This window comes from Brachymonas sp. KE5 (genome assembly GCF_057773645.1).
In genome coordinates this window covers 2,295,792-2,312,117 of record NZ_CM173463.1, presented here as the reverse complement: position 1 = coordinate 2,312,117, position 16,326 = coordinate 2,295,792, and the positions used below count along the sequence as shown (strand labels likewise).

At 64.6% G+C, this 16,326-nt stretch carries 17 protein-coding genes; 10 read left to right on the top strand and 7 right to left on the bottom strand.

Going from position 1 to position 16,326, the window contains the following annotated elements:
• Window position 1: 1 nt before the first annotated feature.
• The 5 genes from ACX36O_RS10935 to ACX36O_RS10915 all read right to left on the bottom strand — a co-directional run bounded on the left by ACX36O_RS10935 (window position 2) and on the right by ACX36O_RS10915 (window position 4,245).
• A complete protein-coding gene (locus ACX36O_RS10935) occupies window positions 2–1,186 on the bottom strand; it encodes a vWA domain-containing protein (protein WP_488359775.1) in 1,185 nt (394 codons plus the stop codon).
• Complete coding sequence (locus ACX36O_RS10930; RefSeq protein WP_371686586.1) at window positions 1,180–1,797, bottom strand: GNAT family N-acetyltransferase; 618 nt, start codon at window positions 1,795–1,797, stop codon at window positions 1,180–1,182. The genes ACX36O_RS10935 and ACX36O_RS10930 overlap by 7 nt, the downstream gene beginning before the upstream one ends.
• A gap of 101 nt (window positions 1,798–1,898) precedes the next feature.
• Window positions 1,899–2,747: an AAA family ATPase gene (locus ACX36O_RS10925; protein ID WP_488359774.1), complete on the bottom strand. Its 849-nt coding sequence runs from the start codon at window positions 2,745–2,747 to the stop codon at window positions 1,899–1,901.
• A 157-nt stretch (window positions 2,748–2,904) separates the two neighbouring features.
• Complete coding sequence (locus ACX36O_RS10920) at window positions 2,905–3,780, bottom strand: PPK2 family polyphosphate kinase (RefSeq protein ID WP_213361542.1); 876 nt, start codon at window positions 3,778–3,780, stop codon at window positions 2,905–2,907.
• A gap of 27 nt (window positions 3,781–3,807) precedes the next feature.
• A complete protein-coding gene (locus tag ACX36O_RS10915) occupies window positions 3,808–4,245 on the bottom strand; it encodes a DUF1841 family protein (RefSeq protein ID WP_213362733.1) in 438 nt (145 codons plus the stop codon).
• A gap of 279 nt (window positions 4,246–4,524) precedes the next feature.
• On the opposite strand from ACX36O_RS10915, the gene ACX36O_RS10910 reads away from it, so the two are divergent.
• From ACX36O_RS10910 to ACX36O_RS10900, 3 genes are all read left to right on the top strand, one after another.
• Window positions 4,525–5,199: a nucleotide-binding protein gene (locus ACX36O_RS10910; RefSeq protein WP_371686583.1), complete on the top strand. Its 675-nt coding sequence runs from the start codon at window positions 4,525–4,527 to the stop codon at window positions 5,197–5,199.
• A gap of 165 nt (window positions 5,200–5,364) precedes the next feature.
• Window positions 5,365–5,958, top strand: coding sequence for a malonic semialdehyde reductase (locus ACX36O_RS10905; RefSeq protein ID WP_213361539.1), 594 nt, complete (start codon window positions 5,365–5,367; stop codon window positions 5,956–5,958).
• A 13-nt stretch (window positions 5,959–5,971) separates the two neighbouring features.
• Window positions 5,972–6,739 (top strand): sulfite exporter TauE/SafE family protein, encoded by a 768-nt coding sequence (locus tag ACX36O_RS10900; RefSeq protein WP_213361537.1) that lies wholly within the window; start codon window positions 5,972–5,974, stop codon window positions 6,737–6,739.
• A 73-nt stretch (window positions 6,740–6,812) separates the two neighbouring features.
• Here the strand turns inward: ACX36O_RS10900 and trmL are convergent, their stop codons facing one another.
• On the bottom strand, window positions 6,813–7,280 hold the full coding sequence (gene trmL / locus ACX36O_RS10895) for a tRNA (uridine(34)/cytosine(34)/5-carboxymethylaminomethyluridine(34)-2'-O)-methyltransferase TrmL (RefSeq protein WP_213361535.1): 468 nt from the start codon (window positions 7,278–7,280) through the stop codon (window positions 6,813–6,815).
• A 254-nt stretch (window positions 7,281–7,534) separates the two neighbouring features.
• Here trmL and ACX36O_RS10890 point away from each other — a divergent pair, with 254 nt between their 5' ends.
• From ACX36O_RS10890 to ACX36O_RS10865, 6 genes are all read left to right on the top strand, one after another.
• Window positions 7,535–8,218 carry a TetR/AcrR family transcriptional regulator gene (locus ACX36O_RS10890; protein ID WP_213361531.1) on the top strand — a complete coding sequence of 228 codons (684 nt, stop codon included), beginning with the start codon at window positions 7,535–7,537 and terminating at the stop codon, window positions 8,216–8,218.
• An 82-nt stretch (window positions 8,219–8,300) separates the two neighbouring features.
• On the top strand, window positions 8,301–10,097 hold the full coding sequence (locus tag ACX36O_RS10885; protein ID WP_213361524.1) for an acyl-CoA dehydrogenase C-terminal domain-containing protein: 1,797 nt from the start codon (window positions 8,301–8,303) through the stop codon (window positions 10,095–10,097).
• A gap of 100 nt (window positions 10,098–10,197) precedes the next feature.
• Window positions 10,198–10,635 (top strand): DUF2147 domain-containing protein, encoded by a 438-nt coding sequence (locus ACX36O_RS10880; protein WP_213361517.1) that lies wholly within the window; start codon window positions 10,198–10,200, stop codon window positions 10,633–10,635.
• A gap of 91 nt (window positions 10,636–10,726) precedes the next feature.
• Entirely contained in the window at window positions 10,727–13,126 is a 2,400-nt protein-coding gene (locus tag ACX36O_RS10875) for a 3-hydroxyacyl-CoA dehydrogenase/enoyl-CoA hydratase family protein (protein WP_213361516.1), read from the top strand.
• 19 nt (window positions 13,127–13,145) lie between these two features.
• Entirely contained in the window at window positions 13,146–14,342 is a 1,197-nt protein-coding gene (locus tag ACX36O_RS10870) for an acetyl-CoA C-acyltransferase (protein WP_371686582.1), read from the top strand.
• Between the two features lie 80 nt (window positions 14,343–14,422).
• Window positions 14,423–15,187, top strand: coding sequence for an enoyl-CoA hydratase (locus tag ACX36O_RS10865; RefSeq protein ID WP_213361514.1), 765 nt, complete (start codon window positions 14,423–14,425; stop codon window positions 15,185–15,187).
• A gap of 3 nt (window positions 15,188–15,190) precedes the next feature.
• On the opposite strand, the gene hemG is transcribed toward ACX36O_RS10865, so the two are convergent.
• Entirely contained in the window at window positions 15,191–15,718 is a 528-nt protein-coding gene (gene hemG / locus ACX36O_RS10860) for a menaquinone-dependent protoporphyrinogen IX dehydrogenase (RefSeq protein ID WP_213361513.1), read from the bottom strand.
• Between the two features lie 96 nt (window positions 15,719–15,814).
• On the opposite strand from hemG, the gene ACX36O_RS10855 reads away from it, so the two are divergent.
• Complete coding sequence (locus ACX36O_RS10855; protein WP_213362731.1) at window positions 15,815–16,318, top strand: thioesterase family protein; 504 nt, start codon at window positions 15,815–15,817, stop codon at window positions 16,316–16,318.
• Window positions 16,319–16,326 lie beyond the last annotated feature (8 nt).

Sequence of the window (16,326 nt, the reverse complement as noted above, 5' to 3'; positions counted from 1 at the left end):
CTCACAACAGCGTCTTCATCCCCGTTTCCAGCCCCTGCAATGTCAGCGGCACCATCTTTCCGTGCCCGACGATCTGCTGGATGATGTCGATGCTCTGGCGGTACTGCCACACGCCCTGCGGTTCCGGGTTGATCCAGATGTGCTTGGGAAAGGCCTGCAGCAGGCGCTGCAGCCACACCGCGCCGGCTTCCTCGTTGTTGTACTCCACGCTCCCGCCGGGCTGCAGGATCTCGTAGGGACTCATGGTGGCGTCGCCCACGAAGATCAGCTTGTAGTCCTTGTTGTACTTGCGGATGATGTCCCAGGTCGGGAACTTCTCGGCGTAGCGGCGGTGGTTGTTCTTCCACATGTAGTCGTAGACGCAGTTGTGGAAGTAGTAGAACTCCAGGTGCTTGAACTCGGTCTTGGCCGCGCTGAACAGCTCTTCCACGCGCTGGATGTGGTCATCCATGGTGCCGCCCACGTCCATCAGCAGCAGCACCTTCACCGTGTTGTGGCGTTCGGGCTGCATGCGGATGTCGAGCCAGCCGGCATTGGCGGCGGTGGCGCGGATGGTGTCGTCCAGTGCCAGTTCCTCGTGCGCTCCCTGGCGCGCGAACTTGCGCAGCTTGCGCAGGGCCATCTTGATGTTGCGCGTGCCCAGTTCCTGGCTGTCGTCGTAGTCGCGGTAGGCGCGCTTTTCCCACACCTTGACGGCGCTGCGATTGCGGCTGGCGCCGCCGATGCGGATGCCGGCCGGGTTGTAGCCGCCGTGCCCGAAGGGCGAAGTGCCGCCGGTGCCGATCCACTTGTTGCCGCCGGCGTGGCGCTCTTTCTGCTCCTCGAGCCGCTTCTTCAGCGTCTCCATCAGCTCGTCCCAGCCCATGGCCTCGATCTTGGCCTTTTCCTCGGGCGTGAGCAGCTTCTCGAAGGTCTGCTTCAGCCAGTCCGCGGGAATTTCCTTCAGGATCTCGCCCACATGCTCGATGCCCTTGAAATACATCCCGAAGGCCTGGTCGAACTTGTCGAAATGGCGCTCGTCTTTCACCAGGCAGGTGCGGGCCAGGAAGTAGAAGTCGTCCATACTGCAGGCGTCGCTTTCGGGGCCGACCACATTGGCCTGCAGCGCTTCGAGCAGCGTCAGGAATTCGCGTACCGACACCGGTACCTTGGCGTTGCGCAACGCCTGGAAAAAGGGGATCAGCATGGGGAATCCTTGTAGAAGGCCAGGCGGTACAGCAATTGCGCCCTGGCTTCGGGCCATTCGCCGGCCGCCATGCTGTACATGACGGTATCGCGCACGGTGCCGTCGCGGCGCAGCGCGTGGTGGCGGATCACGCCATCCTTTTTGGCGCCGAGGCGCTCGATGGCACGTTGACTGGCAAAGTTGAAATTGTCGGTGCGCCAGCCCACCATGGCGGCCTTGAGCGTCTCGAAGGCATGCTCCATCAGCATCAGCTTGGCGGTGGTGTTCACATGGCTGCGCTGCACGCTGCGCGCGTACCAGGTGTGGCCGATGCACAGGCGGCGGATGGGGGCGTCGATGTCGTGGTAGCTGGTGGTGCCGAGCACACGTTCGCTGGCCTCATCCATCACGGCAAACGGCAGGCGCGTGCCGGCTTGCAGCATTTGCAGGGCGGTGTCGATGTAGGCCGCTTCGTCGCCGGGAGCGGGCACGCTGGTTACACGCAGCTTCCAGAGCTCCCCGTCGCGGGCAGCGGCCGCCAGTCCCTCGGCGTGCCGGGGTTCGAGCGGTTCCAGCCGCACGCCGTTGCGGCGCAGCGTGATGGGAAAGGTCCAGGTCGTGGCGTTGTTCATGGCGCGGCTCCGGTAATGGCGAAACGGGGTTGCTGGTCAGCGCATCCTGCTCAGCAGCGATGACGGTTCTGTGACGCAGCCGCCTGCTTCGCCTGCGCGGATCAGCGATTGCGGTTCTGCATCGCCACCAGCTTCTCGAACAGGGCCAGATCCTGCTCGTTCTTCAGCAGCGCGCCCAGCATGGGCGGCACCTGCATCTTGCCGCCTTCGCTGGCCTTGAGCGCGGCGGGCGGCACCTCTTCGGCCAGCAGCAGCTTGAGCCAGTCCAGCAGTTCGGAGGTGGAGGGCTTCTTCTTGATGCCCGGAATGCTGCGCAGCGTGGTAAACGATTCGATTGCCGCGCCCAGCAGTTCCTGGCGCAGGTTGGGGAAGTGCACCTCGACGATTTTTTCCAGCGTGGGCGTGTCCGGGAACTGGATGTAGTGGAAGAAGCAGCGGCGCAGGAAGGCGTCCGGCAATTCCTTTTCATTGTTGGAGGAGATGAACACCAGCGGGCGGTGCTTGGCCTTGATCAGCTCGCGCGTCTCGTAGCAGTAGAACTCCATGCGGTCCAGCTCGCGCAGCAGGTCGTTCGGGAATTCGATGTCGGCCTTGTCGATCTCGTCAATCAGCAGCGCGACCGGCTGGTCGGCGGTGAAGGCCTGCCACAGCACGCCCTTGACGATGTAGTTCTGGATGTCCTTGACGCGGTCGTCGCCCAGCTGCGAATCGCGCAGGCGGTTGACCGCGTCGTACTCGTACAGGCCCTGTTGCGCCTTGGTTGTGGACTTGATGTGCCACTGCAGCAGCGGCATGCCCAGCTCGCTGGCGACTTCCTCGGCCAGCATGGTCTTGCCGGTGCCGGGCTCGCCCTTGACCAGCAACGGGCGCTTGAGAGTGATGGCGGCATTGACCGCGAGTTTCAGGTCGTCGGTGGCGACGTAGTGGGAAGAACCCTGGAATTTCTGCATGGTGGAGAATCCGTTGATCAGGCGATAAGAATGGGTTAGGTGAGGAAAGGCATCGCGGTGTGTCGGTACGTGTTGCCATTCGCACGGTAGTGAAAGCTGCCCCGCACGATGCTGCACACCGCTTGCCGGCATGGTGCCGCACGGCGGCAGCGCAGGCTTATTCGATTGTCAGCCCTTTCAGCTCCTTGTTCGGCGGCGGATAGTCGAGCTTCAGCTCCTTGAGCCGGTCGCGCACCAGTGTGCCGATCATCAGGTTGCGGTGCGTCTTGCTGTCCGAAGGGATGATGGTCCAGGGCGCCCAGGGCGTGCTGGTGGCGCCGAGCAGGGCGCCGTAGGCATCGCTGTAGGCATTCCACTGCTTGCGCGCTTCCAGATCGTCGAAGTTGAACTTCCAGTTCTTGGTCGGATCATCCACGCGTTCCTGCAGGCGCTCGCGCTGCTCTTCCTTGCTGATGTGCAGCATGCACTTGATGATGACGGTGCCGGTCTCGGTCAGCATGCGCTCGAAGTCGTTGATCTGGGCAAAACGCTGGCGCGTGGTCTTCTCGTCGATCCAGCCCTTGACCACCGGCACCAGCACGTCTTCGTAATGGCTGCGGTTGAACACCACGATGTCGCCGGCGCGCGGCATGGCCTGGTGGATGCGCCACAAGTAGTCGTGGGCGCGCTCTTCCTCGGTGGGGGCCTTCCAGCCCACGGTGTGCACGCCCAGCGGGCTGGTACGGGCGAACACGCCACGCAGCGTGCCGTCCTTGCCGGCGGCATCGCGCCCCTGCAGCACCACCAACACCTTGTGGCAGCGGCAGGCCAGCAGTACGTCCTGCAGCTGGTTGATCTCCTCGGCCAGCACCTCGACCTGCGCCTTGTCCATCTCCTTGTCGCCGCTGGAGTAGGGCTTGGCGCCGGGGTCGTAATCCTTCAGGTTGACCGGCCTGGCCTGTGCATAGGCGCCGTAGCCTTCACCGGCATCACCGCCCTTGGCGGGCGCGGGTTGCCATTCCTTCAGCAGCTTGCCGTTCTTGTTGTTGGCCATGGTGAATGTCCTTGTGCTCACAATAAATCAGTCCTGCGTGGCCTTGCGCTGCACGCAGTCGATATACGACTGCCCGTCCGGCGGGCGGCCGGCGCGCTGGCTTTCCCACAGCATGCGGCCCAGGCAGTCCATCACGGCGTGGTGCGCATCGTGCAGATCGCCGCGGCGCGCGGCCAGCAGCTCCACGGCCTGGCGGATGCCGCGCGGCTGGTCGATGCTGCACTGCTCGCTGATGGTGAGGTGCATGGACAGGTGCAGAAAGGGATTGGTGCTGCCTGCCTCGTCGGGCTGGTGCATGCTGGCGATGGCGGCGTCCACGTCGGCAAAGTCGGCGTGGTATTCGGGATGTTCGTCCATCCAGCCGGCAATCAGCGTTTCCATGGCGTCCAGCGGCTGGCTGGCGCGCCATTTGGCGTAGGTGGCGCAGAAGTAGCGGCGCACATCGGTCTGGCTGGGTTGCATCAACATGGGAAACGGCTCTCGCAATGGGTTCTGCGTCTATTCTTACATGCTTGCGCAGGCTGTGCAGGGCGCGACAGCGGCGGCGGCTGGCCTGTTTTCTGCCGGCAGAAACGAAAAACAGCAAAAAGCAATCCCGAACGACCGTTTTGCGGTAGATGACAACGCCGTTTAGGGGGTACAGTGCGCTGATGCCCCGCAGGGGCGACGCCCGGCCGGTTCGGGTGCCGTTGTCCATGGCCGGCACGCAGGCGCGGGTGCCGTGTTCACGAGGAGGTCGTTTCCATGCCAGTCGTCGTTGTGATCAACCCCAAGGGGGGAGTCGGCAAGTCCACGGTGTCCACCAACGTGGCGGGGTATTTTGCGTCCAAGGGCGCCCAGGTGATGCTGGGTGACGTGGACAAGCAGCAGACCTCGCGCTGGTGGCTGGAACACCGCCCGGCCCATGCCAACCCCATCCTTCCCTGGGACATCGACGACGAGCACAAGCTGAAAGTGCCCAAGGGCGTGACGCATGTGGTGCTCGACACCCCCGCCGGTCTGGACGGCAAGGCACTCAAGGAAGTGCTCAAGCTCGCCACCAAGGCCATCGTGCCGCTGCAGGCCAGCGTGTTCGACATGCACGCCACGCACGAATTCCTGCGCGACCTGGCCGACTACAAGAAGGCCGCCCGCATCGACATCGGCCTGCTGGCCATGCGCGTCAAGGACAACACGCATTCCTTCCAGCACCTGCAGGACTTCTGCAAGGAGCTCCCGTTCCCGCTGCTGGGTGCCGTGCGCGATACGCAGAACTACGTGCACCTGGCCGCCCAGGGCCTCACCCTGTTCGACGTGACGCCCGGCCGCGTGCAGCGCGACCTGCAACAGTGGGAGCCGATCACGCGCTGGCTGGACGAGCCGGCCCGGCCGCAAACGGGCACGGGCAAGCACGCCTCGGATCCGAACGCCTGGTACTGATTGCGGCAGGCGGGCAGGGCGGCATACGGCGTCCGGCGCTGGCCGGTTCCGCAGCCGTATCGCCCGGATGCCCCTACGCCGCTGCGGGGATGTCGGCAGGGCGTCGTGCGCAAGCGCGAAGCCCCTGCGCATACTGCAGGTTTTGTCACTGATTCCGCACGACCCATGTCTTCCAACCGCCTGAATGACGCCGCCCTGGCGCAACTGTTCCTGGATGCCCGCACCGCCAACGGTTTTACCGATGAGCCGGTAGCGCCCGAGTTGCTGCAGCAGATCTACGATCTGGCCAAGATGGGGCCCACTTCGATGAACTGCCAGCCCGCGCGCTATGTGTTCCTGACCACGCGCGAGGCACGCCAGCGCCTGCTGCCCTTCCTGATGGAGGGCAACAAGGCCAAGACGCTGGCGGCCCCGGTCTGCGTGATTGTCGCCACCGACACACGGTTCCATGCACACATGGACAAGACCTGGCACGACCCGTCCGGCCAGCAGCTGTTCGCCGGCAACGAGGCGCTGGCTGCCGCCACGGCACAGCGCAACGGCACGCTCTCGGGTGCCTACTTCATGCTGGCCGCACGCGCCCTGGGGCTGGACTGCGGCCCGATGAGCGGTTTCGACGCCGCCGGCGTCAACCGCGAGTTCTTCCCGGATGGCCGCTTCCAGGCCAACTTCCTGCTCAACCTGGGCCATATCGACAACAGCAAGACTTTTCCGCGCAACCCGCGCCTGAGCTTCGACGACGCCTGTCAGGTGCTGTGACCGGTTTGCTGCGATGCCGCTGCCCCTGATCACCGACTGGCATTTCTACGCCTTCGCCATCCCCGCCGTGCTGCTGCTCGGCATCAGCAAGAGCGGCTTCGGCGCCGGCTTCGGCTCGCTCGCCGTGCCGCTGATGGCCATGAGCGTGAGCGTGCCCAAGGCGGCTGCCATTCTCATGCCCTTGCTGCTGGTGATGGACCTGATGGGCATCCACGCCTTCCGGCGTCATGTGGACTGGCCGCTGTTCAGGCGGCTGATTCCCTGGGCGCTACTGGGCACGGTCATCGGCACCGTGCTGTTCGGCTATCTGAGTGCGCCGGTGGTGGCGGGCATCGTCGGCATATTGACCCTGCTGTTCCTGGCGCAGCGCCTGCTGTTCCCGCCGCGTGCCGACAGCCCGGCGCCCCCGCACTGGCTGGGCCATCTGCTGACGACCACATCCGGTTTCACCAGCTTCGTGGCGCACGCCGGCGGGCCGCCGCTCAATGCCTACGTGATTCCGCTCAGGCTGCCGCCGCTGCTGTTCACCGGCACCATGGCCTATATGTTCTTCATCATCAACCTGAGCAAGTGGGTGCCGTACGGCTTTCTCGGCCTGCTCAACTGGGAGAATCTGGGCACCTCGCTGGCGCTGTTGCCGTTTGCGCCGATCGGCGTGTTCATCGGCGTGCGCATCGCGCACCGCATTGATCCGCTGTGGTTCTACCGGCTGGTGTACGCGGGCATGTTCCTGACCGGCTGCAAGCTGGTGTGGGATGGCGCGAAACATCTGATCGGGTGATCCGCCATTGCTTCGCGCGTTGCGGCTGAGGCAGGCGAACGGTCACAGCGTGTCCGGGCGCCAGGCTTGTCTGTCAGCGCGTGGCAAATCCGCACTGCCGCCACGCCTCATACACCACCACCGCCACCGCATTGCTCAGATTGAGGCTGCGCTGCCCCGGCAGCATGGGCAGGCGCAGCCGCTGTCCGGCGGGAAACTGATCGCGGATTTCCGGCGGCAGACCGGCCGTTTCGCAGCCAAAGACCAACCAGTCGCCCGGCTGGAAGTGAACGTCATGCGCCGGCTGCGACCCCTTGGTGGTGAGCGCAAACAGGCGTGCGGCATCGGGCTGCGCATCCCGCAGAAAACTGCTCCAGTCCGCATGCCGCTGCACGCTGGCGTACTCGTGGTAGTCCAGCCCGGCCCGGCGCATCTGCTTGTCTTCCATGCTGAAGCCCAGCGGCTCGATTAGGTGCAGCTGGCAGCCCGTGTTGGCCGACAGGCGGATCACGTTGCCGGTGTTGGGCGGAATCTCGGGGTGGACCAGGACGATGTGGAACATGGGCCGCAAGTGTACGCCAGCCGGTGATGTAGACCAAAAGGGTGGGCTAACCCCATCCCCCGCACGGCCGTACGTGCTTTACCATCGCATCCTGGATCACTGTTACATCTCGCATGTTGTATCTGCACAAGCCGTGGGCAGTGTCCTGGACGTCATCCCGATGCAACGCGAGCAGATCGGGACAAACCCTGAATTTCGCGGTTGGCGTTCATAAATAGCACGACCGTTCGCATTCTTTGTTATAGTCTCCAGCCATGTCCAACCCCAAGCACCTTTCTTCGCAAACCGCTGACAGCGCCGACGGCGCCAAGCGACGCGTCCTGCAAAAAGGTCAGCAGACCCGTGCGGTGCTGCTGGACGCAGGCCTGTCGCTGGCCAGCCAGCTCGGCCTGGAGGGCATCAGCATTGGTGCCCTGGCGGAAATGGTGGGCATGAGCAAGTCCGGCGTGTTTGCCCATTTCGGCTCGCGCGAAGATTTGCAGATTGCCATCGTGGACGAGTACTACCGCCGTTTCGAGCATGAGGTGTTCCAGCCCGCGCTGGAAGTGCCGCGCGGCCTGCCGCGCGTGCGCGCCATGTTCGAAAACTGGATCCGCCGCGTGACCGAGGAGGAAGTGCAGTCCGGCTGCATCTTCATCAGCGGTGCGGTGGAATTCGATGACCGCGAGGGCCCGGTGCATGACGCGCTGCAGCGCGCCATCAATACCTGGCTTGCCGCCCTGCAGCGCGCCGTCGAGCAGGCCAAGCAGGAGGGCCACCTGCGCCCCGATGCCGATGCCCTGCAGATGGTCTTCGAGGTGCACGGACTGATTCTGTCCGCGCACTACGAAGCCCGCTTCCTGCAGAACCCGGCTGCCATCGACCGCATCCATCGCGGCTTTGAACGAATCGTGGCGTATTACGCCTCGCCCGCTGCTGCCCCTGGCAGCGGCACCTGACAGTGCGTGCGTGCAGCCGGGCTGGCCGGATGGCACCACGTTTGGATTGATCGACCCGCATACAGCAACAGGAGACTGAACGATGCCTACTTACAACCCGCCGCTGCGCGACATGCAATTCGTGCTGCACGAGGTCTTCAACGTGACCGAAGACTTCCGGCAGATGCCTGCCTTTGCCGAGGTGGATGCCGACACCATCAATGCCGTGCTGGAAGAGGGCGGCAAGTTCGCCTCCCAGGTGATTCAGCCGCTGAACATCAGCGGCGACACCGAAGGCTGCACGCTGGACAAGGCGACCCATGAGGTGACGCCGCCCAAGGGCTACAAGGAAGCCTACCAGCAGTACGTCGAAGGCGGCTGGCCGGCGCTGAGCTGCGATCCCGAATTCGGCGGCCAGGGCCTGCCTGCCACCATCAACGGCTGCTTCTACGAGATGCTCAACGGCGCCAACCAGGCCTGGACCATGTACCCCGGCCTGAGCCACGGCGCCTACGAAGCCATGCTGGCCCACGGCACCGACTGGCAGAAAAAGGTCTATCTGCCCAAGCTGGTGAGCGGCGAGTGGACCGGCACCATGTGCCTGACCGAGCCCCACTGCGGTACCGACCTGGGCCTGCTGCGCACCAAGGCCGAGCCCGAGGCCGACGGCAGCTACCTGATCAGTGGCGAGAAGATCTTCATCAGCGCCGGCGAGCACAACATGGTGGACAACATCGTGCATCTGGTGCTGGCCCGCCTGCCCGATGCGCCGGCCGGCAGCAAGGGCATCAGCCTGTTCGCCGTGCCCAAGTTCAATGTCGATGCCGAAGGCAATATCGGCGAGCGCAACGGCATCTACTGTGCCGGCCTCGAGCACAAGATGGGCATCCACTCCAACGCCACTGCCCAGCTGGTGCTGGACAAGGCACGCGGTACCCTGATCGGCCAGCCGAACAAGGGCCTGCAGGCCATGTTCGTGATGATGAACGCGGCGCGTCTGGGCGTGGGCAACCAGTCCCTGGGCCTGACCGAAGTGGCCTACCAGAACGCCCTGGCCTACGCCAAGGACCGCATCCAGATGCGCAGCCTGTCTGGCGTGAAGGCCAAGGACAAGCCGGCCGACCCGATCATCGTGCACCCCGATGTGCGCCGCATGTTGCTGACGGCCAAGGCCTATGCCGAAGGCGGCCGTGCCCTGAGCGTGTACGCAGGCATGCTGCTCGACAAGGAGCACAACCACCCCGACGAGAAGGTGCGCAAGGACTCCGGCGAAATCCTGGCCCTGCTGACTCCGATCGTGAAGGCCTTCCTGACCGAGAACGGCTTCAAGGCCACGGTGGAATGCCAGCAGGTGTTCGGCGGCCACGGCTACATCAAGGAATGGGGCATGGAGCAGTTCGTGCGCGATGCCCGCATCAACATGATCTACGAAGGCACCAACACCGTGCAGGCGCTGGACCTGCTGGGCCGCAAGGTGCTGGGCAACCAGGGCGCCACGCTGAAGAAGTTCGGCAAGGAAATCGCCGTGTTCATCGAATCCGAAGGCGTTAACGAGAAAATGGCCGAGTTCATCAACCCGCTCGCCATGCTGGCTGACCAGATGACCAAGTTCACCACCGAGATCGGCTTCCGCGGCTTCCAGAACGCCGACGAAGTGGGTGGTGCGGCCTTCGACTACATGAAGGTCGCCGGCCATCTGGTGTTTGCCTACATGTTTGCCCGCATGGCCCAGGTGGCCCTGCAGAAGATCGCCGAAGGCAATACCGATCCGTTCTACCAGGGCAAGCTGCAGACGGCACGTTTCTACTTCGCCAAGCTGTTCCCCGAAACGCTGACGCTGATGAAGACGGCGCGCAACGGCGTGAAGGTGCTGCTGGATACCGACGCGGCCCTGGCCTGATCGATCACTGCCGCAGGCGGGCGCACGCCTGCCTGCGGAGCGCTTCCCCTTTCCCTTTCCATCCCCCACCACACCACAGACATATTTCCAGGAGACAAGGATGAAAAAGATCACCACTTTCGCACTCGGCCTGCTGCTGGCCGGCGTTTCCTTCGCTGCCGACATGACGCCCGTGGGCACCTGGCGCAGCGTCGACGACAAGACCGGCGCGGCCAAGGCCCAGATTGTCATCAGCGACAAGGGCGGCGTGCTCACCGGCCGCATCGAGAAGCTGCTGCGCAAGGAGGCTGACCCGAACGCCGTCTGCGAGAAGTGCACCGATGACCGCAAGGGCAAGCCCATGGTGGGCCTGGAGATCATCCGCGGTGCCAAGAAGGCCGAGGGCAAGGACGTGTGGGAAGACGGCAAGATTCTTGACCCCGAAAGCGGCAAGAACTACACGCTGCGCCTGACCCCGAAGGACGGCGGCAGCAAGCTGGATGTGCGTGGCTCGGTGCTGGGCATCGGCCGTACGCAGACCTGGGTGCGTGTGAAGTAAGGCCGCGCCCCTGACACAACCGACAACCGACTGCCGGAGCCGGTGCTGCAGCATGGGCTGACAGCCCGCCCGGCGGATCAGAAAGAGAGCCATGTCCCGATTCCAAGTGAAGAAAGTCGCCGTACTGGGCGCCGGCGTGATGGGCGCGCAGATCGCCGCCCACCTCGTCAACGTGAAGGTGCCGGTGGTGCTGTTCGACCTGCCGGCCAAGGAAGGCCCGAAGAGCGGCATCGCCCTCAAGGCCATCGAGAACCTGAAAAAGCTCAAGCCCTCGCCGCTGGGCGTGGCCGACGATGCCGAGCTGATCCAGCCGGCCAACTACGAAGAACACATGGGCCTGCTCAAGGACTGCGACCTGGTGATCGAGGCGATCGCCGAGCGTATGGACTGGAAGACGGACCTGTACCACAAGATCGCGCCGCACGTGGCGCCGCACGCCATCCTGGCTTCCAACACCTCCGGCCTCTCCATCACCAAGCTGAGCGAGGCGCTGCCCGAGAGCATCCGCCCGCGCTTCTGCGGCATCCACTTCTTCAACCCGCCGCGCTACATGTATCTGGTGGAGCTGATCGCCACCCCGGGCACGCAACCGCAGATTCTGGACGACCTGGAAACCTTTGCCGTCAGCGTGCTGGGCAAGGGCGTGGTGCGCGCCAAGGACACCCCCAACTTCATCGCCAACCGCGTCGGCATTTTCGGCATGCTGAGCACCATGGTCGAGGCCGAGAAGTTCGGCCTGACCTATGACGTGGTGGATGACCTGACCGGCAAGAAGCTGGGCCGCGCCGCCTCGGGCACTTTCCGCACCGCCGACGTGGTGGGTATCGACACCATGGCGCACGTGATCAAGACCATGCAGGACAACCTCTCGGAAGAGAGCGACTCCTTCTACCGCCACTTCGGCACGCCGGGCGTGGTGGCCAAGCTGATCGAGAAGGGCAACCTGGGCCAGAAGACCAAGGCCGGCTTCTTCAAGAAGGTCGGCCGCGACATCCTGCGCTACGACCTGGCCGAAGACGAGTATGTGCCGGCCGGCGAGAAGAGCGACGAGGTGTATGGCCGCATGCTGAAGAAGCCTGCCGCCGAGCGCCTGAAGCTGCTGCGCAATGCCGAGGGCAACCAGGGCAAGTTCGTCTGGGCCGTGCTGCGCGACCAGATGCACTACGCCGCCGTGCACCTCAAGGACATCGCCCACAACGCCCGCGACGTGGACTTCGCCATGCGCTGGGGCTACGGCAGCAAGCAGGGCCCGTTCGAGCTGTGGCAGGAAGCCGGCTGGCTCGACGTGGCCAAAATGATCCAGGAAGACATCGAGAAAGGCGAAACCCTGAGCAGCCAGCCGCTGCCGGACTGGGTGTTCAACGGCCCGGTGGCCGAGCGTGGCGGCGTGCACCAGCCCGAAGGCTCATTCAACCCGACCACGGGCGCCTTCGAGCCGCGCTCCAGCCTGCCGGTGTACCAGCGCCAGCACTTCCCCGAGAACGTGCTGGGCAGCCAGGCGGCCGATCCGGCCACCGCAGGCAAGACCATCCACGAAGACGGCGCCGTGCGCCTGTGGACGCTGGATGACGAGGTGCTGATTGCCACCATCAAGACCAAGATGCACACCATCAGCCCCGACGTGGGCGAGGGCCTGGCGCAGGCGGTGGAACTGGCCGAGAAGGAATACCAGGGTCTGGTGATTTGGTCCAACGACGAGTGGTTCAGCGCCGGCGCCGACCTGCAGACCGTGCTGCCCGCCTTCATGGCCGGCGGTGCCATCACCGTGAACGGCATGGAGCAGGAGCTGCAGGAACTGATGCTGCGCCTGCGCTATGCCCAGGTGCCGACCATTGCCGCCGTGCGCGGCCTGGCGCTGGGCGGCGGCTGCGAAATGGCCGTCTACAGCAGCGCCCGTGTGGTCGCCATGGAAAGCTACATCGGCCTGGTGGAAGTGGGCGTGGGCCTGATCCCGGGTGCCGGCGGCCTGACCTACATCGCCCGCCGCGCCGCCGAAATGGCCGAAAAGAGCACCGGCAAGGACCTGCTGCCCTTCCTGACCGAGGGCTTCACCAGCGCCGCCATGGCCAAGGTCGGCACCAGTGCGCTGGAAAGCCGCAAGCTCGGCTACGTGCTGGACAGCGACGTGATCGTGGCCAACAAGGACGAGCTGCTCTACGTGGCGATCCAGCAGGCCAAGGCCATGTTCCAGATGGGCTACCGCCCGCCGCACAAGCGCCTGTTCAAGGTCGCCGGCCGCGACGGCATCTCAACCATCAAGGGCTCGCTGGTCAACATGCGTGACGGCGGTTTCATCAGCCAGCACGACTACGACATTGCCGGCATGATCGCCCACATCGTCTGCGGCGGCGACGTCGACCCCGGCACGCTGGTGAACGAGGACTACCTGATGCAGCTCGAGCGCGAGGCCTTCACCACGCTGCTGGGTCATCCCAAGACGCAGGATCGCATCATGTACATGATGAACACCAACAAGCCGCTGCGCAACTGAGCGAGGACAGAGAATCACCATGAGCAAGCAAATGCAAGACGCTTACATCGTTGCGGCAACCCGTACCCCCATCGGCCGCTCGCACAAGGGCTTTTTCAAGCACACCCGTCCCGAGACGCTGCTGGTCAAGGCAATCCAGTCGGCCCTGGCCCAGGCGCCAGGCCTGGATCCGAACAGCATCGAGGACGTGATCTGCGGTTGTGCCATTCCCGAAGCCCAGCAGGGCCTGAACGTGGCGCGCATCGGCGCCGTGCTGGCCGGCCTGCCCACCAGCGTGGGCGGCATCACCGTGAACCGCTTCTGCGCCTCCGGCCTGAGCGCCGTGGCCATGGCAGCCGACCGCATCCGCGTGGGTGAAGCCGACGTGATGATCGCCGCCGGTGTGGAAAGCATGAGCATGGTGCCCATGATGGGCAACGCGCCGTCGCTGCACCCGGACATCTTCAAGAGCGATGACGTGGGCATTGCCTACGGCATGGGCCTGACGGCCGAGAAGGTCGCCCAGCAGTGGAAAGTGAGCCGCGAGGCGCAGGATGCCTTCGCGGTCGAGTCGCACCGCCGCGCCATCGCCGCCATGCAGTCCGGCCAGTTCAAGGACGAAATCACCCCGATCGAGATCGAAGAGCGCAATCTGGACCTGGCCAGCGGCAAGGTGAATATCAGCACGCGCACCGTCGATCTGGACGAGGGCGCCCGTCCGGATACCACCCTGGAAGGCCTGGCCAAGCTGCGCACCGTGTTTGCCGCACGTGGCACCGTCACGGCCGGCAACAGCTCGCAGACCAGCGATGGCGCCGGTGCGCTGATTCTGGCCAGCGAAGCCGCGGTGAAGAAGTACAACCTGCAGCCGCTGGCGCGTTTCGTCAGTTTTGCCAGCAAGGGCGTGCCGCCGGCCATCATGGGTATCGGCCCGATCGAGGCGATTCCGGCGGCGCTGCGCTATGCCGGCCTGAAGCAGGAAGACATCGACTGGTACGAGTTGAACGAGGCGTTTGCCGCGCAATCGCTGGCCGTGGTCAACACGCTGGGCCTGGACATGGCCAAGGTCAACCCGATGGGCGGCGCGATTGCGCTGGGCCACCCGCTGGGCGCCACCGGTGCCATCCGCTCTGCTACCGTGGTGCACGCGCTGCGCCGCAACAACCTGAAATACGGCATGGTCACCATGTGTGTGGGCATGGGGCAGGGCGCTGCGGGCATTTTCGAGCGCGTGTAAGTACACTGGCTGTACGCGCCCCGCATCTGGCACGGGCTGGAGGCGGGGCGTTGTTGTCTGTCTTCCCAGAAAGCAATTCCATGAGCGACATCCTGTTCCATACCGAAAACGGCCTGGCCACCATCACCTTCAACCGCGTCGAAAAGAAGAATTCCTTCACCGCCGCCATGTATGCGTCCATGGCGCAGTTCCTCGAGCAGGCCGCGCAGGACGACGCCGTGCGCGTGGTGGTGTTCCAGGGCCATCCCACGGTGTTTTCGGCCGGCAACGACATTGCCGACTTCCTGCACAACCCGCCCTCCACGCCGGAGGCACCGGTGTTCCAGTTCCTGCAGCAGATCAGCGCCTTTCCGAAGCCGGTGGTGGCCGCCGTGGCCGGCCCGGCGGTGGGCATCGGCACCACGCTGCTGTTCCACTGCGATCTGGTGTACGCCGGCGACAACGCGGCCTTTGCCATGCCCTTCGTGAACCTGGGTCTGTGCCCGGAGGCCGGCTCCAGCCTGCTCGCACCGCGCCTGATGGGCCATGCGCGCGCTTCCGAGGCACTGCTGCTGGGTGAACCGTTCCAGGCCGAAGCCGCGCTGGAAATGGGCCTGGTCAACCGCATCGTGCCGCCGACCGAAGTGAATGCACTGGCCCAGCGCCAGGCCGCCAAGCTGGCCGGCAAGCCGATGTCTTCGCTGCTGGAAACCAAGCGCCTGCTCAAGCAGACGCAGGCCAGGGACATTCAGGTGCGCATGGCGGAGGAAGCCAGCAGCTTCGGCCGCATGCTGCAGGAGCCGGCGGCGAAGGAGGCGTTCACGGCATTCATGGAGAAGCGCGCACCCGATTTCAGCAAGTGCTGATCCTTACTGCTCCGCCAGCTTGCGCCCGAAGGCCTCCACCTGCGCCCAGTCGGTAAAGTCCGTCACCGAGCGCGGGTCGGTCGGACCCTTGGTCATCCACATGATGAAGCGGATGACGTTGCGGTCCAGCGTGCCGAGTTGCGGGTAGTTGATCTTGCCGCCGAACACGCCGACCAGCGCCGGCTTCCACGGCACCTTGGCCAGGAATTTGCGCGTGTAGGGGTTGGTCTCGGCGGTCTGCTTGGCCGGCTTGCGCGCCACGGCATTGACGGCATAGAAGGCCGTCGGCTTGCTGGCAAGCAGGGCGGCATGGCGCTCGACAAATGCGTACAGCGCCGGCCGGAAATGGCCGTAGCGGATGCTGGCGCCGATCACGATCTGGTCATAGTCAGCCAGCGGCAGTGCGGGCGTTTCTTCCAGCCGGATCAGCTCGGGCGCATGGCCGCTGGCTGCCAGCTGCGCGTGCAGGCGGCGACCGATTTCCAGCGTATGGCCATCGACAGTGGAGCAGGTGATCAGAATACGTTTCATGAAACAGGCCGCCAAGGCGGCGAACAGGAAAGGCCGCGCACGCGCCGCCTACAATTTGACACAATGGCAATCATACCCATGCAGGACATCTCCACCATGACCACGAGCCTCCGACCCCTTTCCTTTGACCAGTTGGCCCAGGTGGAGCTGGAGGACGCGTTTGTGCGTGCCTCGGTCGAGATCTTCGAGGAGCGGATCACCTTCAACAAGGTGCTCGGCCTGCGCGCCACGCTCTGCACCCCGCTGGTGAGCGAAGCCGTGCTGGAGATGCGCCCCGAGCTGATCGGACATTATGGCCACAATCGCATCCACGGCGGCGTGATCAGTGCCTCGCTGGATACGGTGGCCGGCCTGGCGGTGATGAATGCCATCGGTGCGCGCTATGCCCATGAGCCGGTGGAGCAGCGCCTGCAGCACTTCTCGCGCCTGGGCACCATCGACCTGCGCGTGGACTACCTGCATCCCGGCATCGGCACGCGCTTCCGCATGCGTGCCGAGGTACTGCGGCTGGGGGCCAGGCTGGCCAGCACGCGCATGGAGTTTCTGTCGGAAGAGGGCAAGGTGCTGTCGCTGGGGACGGCCTCTTACATCGTTTCCTGAGGCGAGAC

Bases quoted from the DNA above. Each gene is read 5' to 3' on its own strand.
- ACX36O_RS10935 (WP_488359775.1), bottom strand. From the start codon at position 1,186: ATGCTGATCCCCTTTTTCCAGGCGTTGCGCAACGCCAAGGTACCGGTG.
- ACX36O_RS10930 (WP_371686586.1), bottom strand. From the start codon at position 1,797: ATGAACAACGCCACGACCTGGACCTTTCCCATCACGCTGCGCCGCAAC.
- ACX36O_RS10925 (WP_488359774.1), bottom strand. From the start codon at position 2,747: ATGCAGAAATTCCAGGGTTCTTCCCACTACGTCGCCACCGACGACCTG.
- ACX36O_RS10920 (WP_213361542.1), bottom strand. From the start codon at position 3,780: ATGGCCAACAACAAGAACGGCAAGCTGCTGAAGGAATGGCAACCCGCG.
- ACX36O_RS10910 (WP_371686583.1), top strand. From the start codon at position 4,525: ATGCCAGTCGTCGTTGTGATCAACCCCAAGGGGGGAGTCGGCAAGTCC.
- ACX36O_RS10905 (WP_213361539.1), top strand. From the start codon at position 5,365: ATGTCTTCCAACCGCCTGAATGACGCCGCCCTGGCGCAACTGTTCCTG.
- ACX36O_RS10900 (WP_213361537.1), top strand. From the start codon at position 5,972: ATGCCGCTGCCCCTGATCACCGACTGGCATTTCTACGCCTTCGCCATC.
- trmL (WP_213361535.1), bottom strand. From the start codon at position 7,280: ATGTTCCACATCGTCCTGGTCCACCCCGAGATTCCGCCCAACACCGGC.
- ACX36O_RS10890 (WP_213361531.1), top strand. From the start codon at position 7,535: ATGTCCAACCCCAAGCACCTTTCTTCGCAAACCGCTGACAGCGCCGAC.
- ACX36O_RS10885 (WP_213361524.1), top strand. From the start codon at position 8,301: ATGCCTACTTACAACCCGCCGCTGCGCGACATGCAATTCGTGCTGCAC.
- ACX36O_RS10880 (WP_213361517.1), top strand. From the start codon at position 10,198: ATGAAAAAGATCACCACTTTCGCACTCGGCCTGCTGCTGGCCGGCGTT.
- ACX36O_RS10875 (WP_213361516.1), top strand. From the start codon at position 10,727: ATGTCCCGATTCCAAGTGAAGAAAGTCGCCGTACTGGGCGCCGGCGTG.
- ACX36O_RS10870 (WP_371686582.1), top strand. From the start codon at position 13,146: ATGAGCAAGCAAATGCAAGACGCTTACATCGTTGCGGCAACCCGTACC.
- ACX36O_RS10865 (WP_213361514.1), top strand. From the start codon at position 14,423: ATGAGCGACATCCTGTTCCATACCGAAAACGGCCTGGCCACCATCACC.
- hemG (WP_213361513.1), bottom strand. From the start codon at position 15,718: ATGAAACGTATTCTGATCACCTGCTCCACTGTCGATGGCCATACGCTG.
- ACX36O_RS10855 (WP_213362731.1), top strand. From the start codon at position 15,815: ATGACCACGAGCCTCCGACCCCTTTCCTTTGACCAGTTGGCCCAGGTG.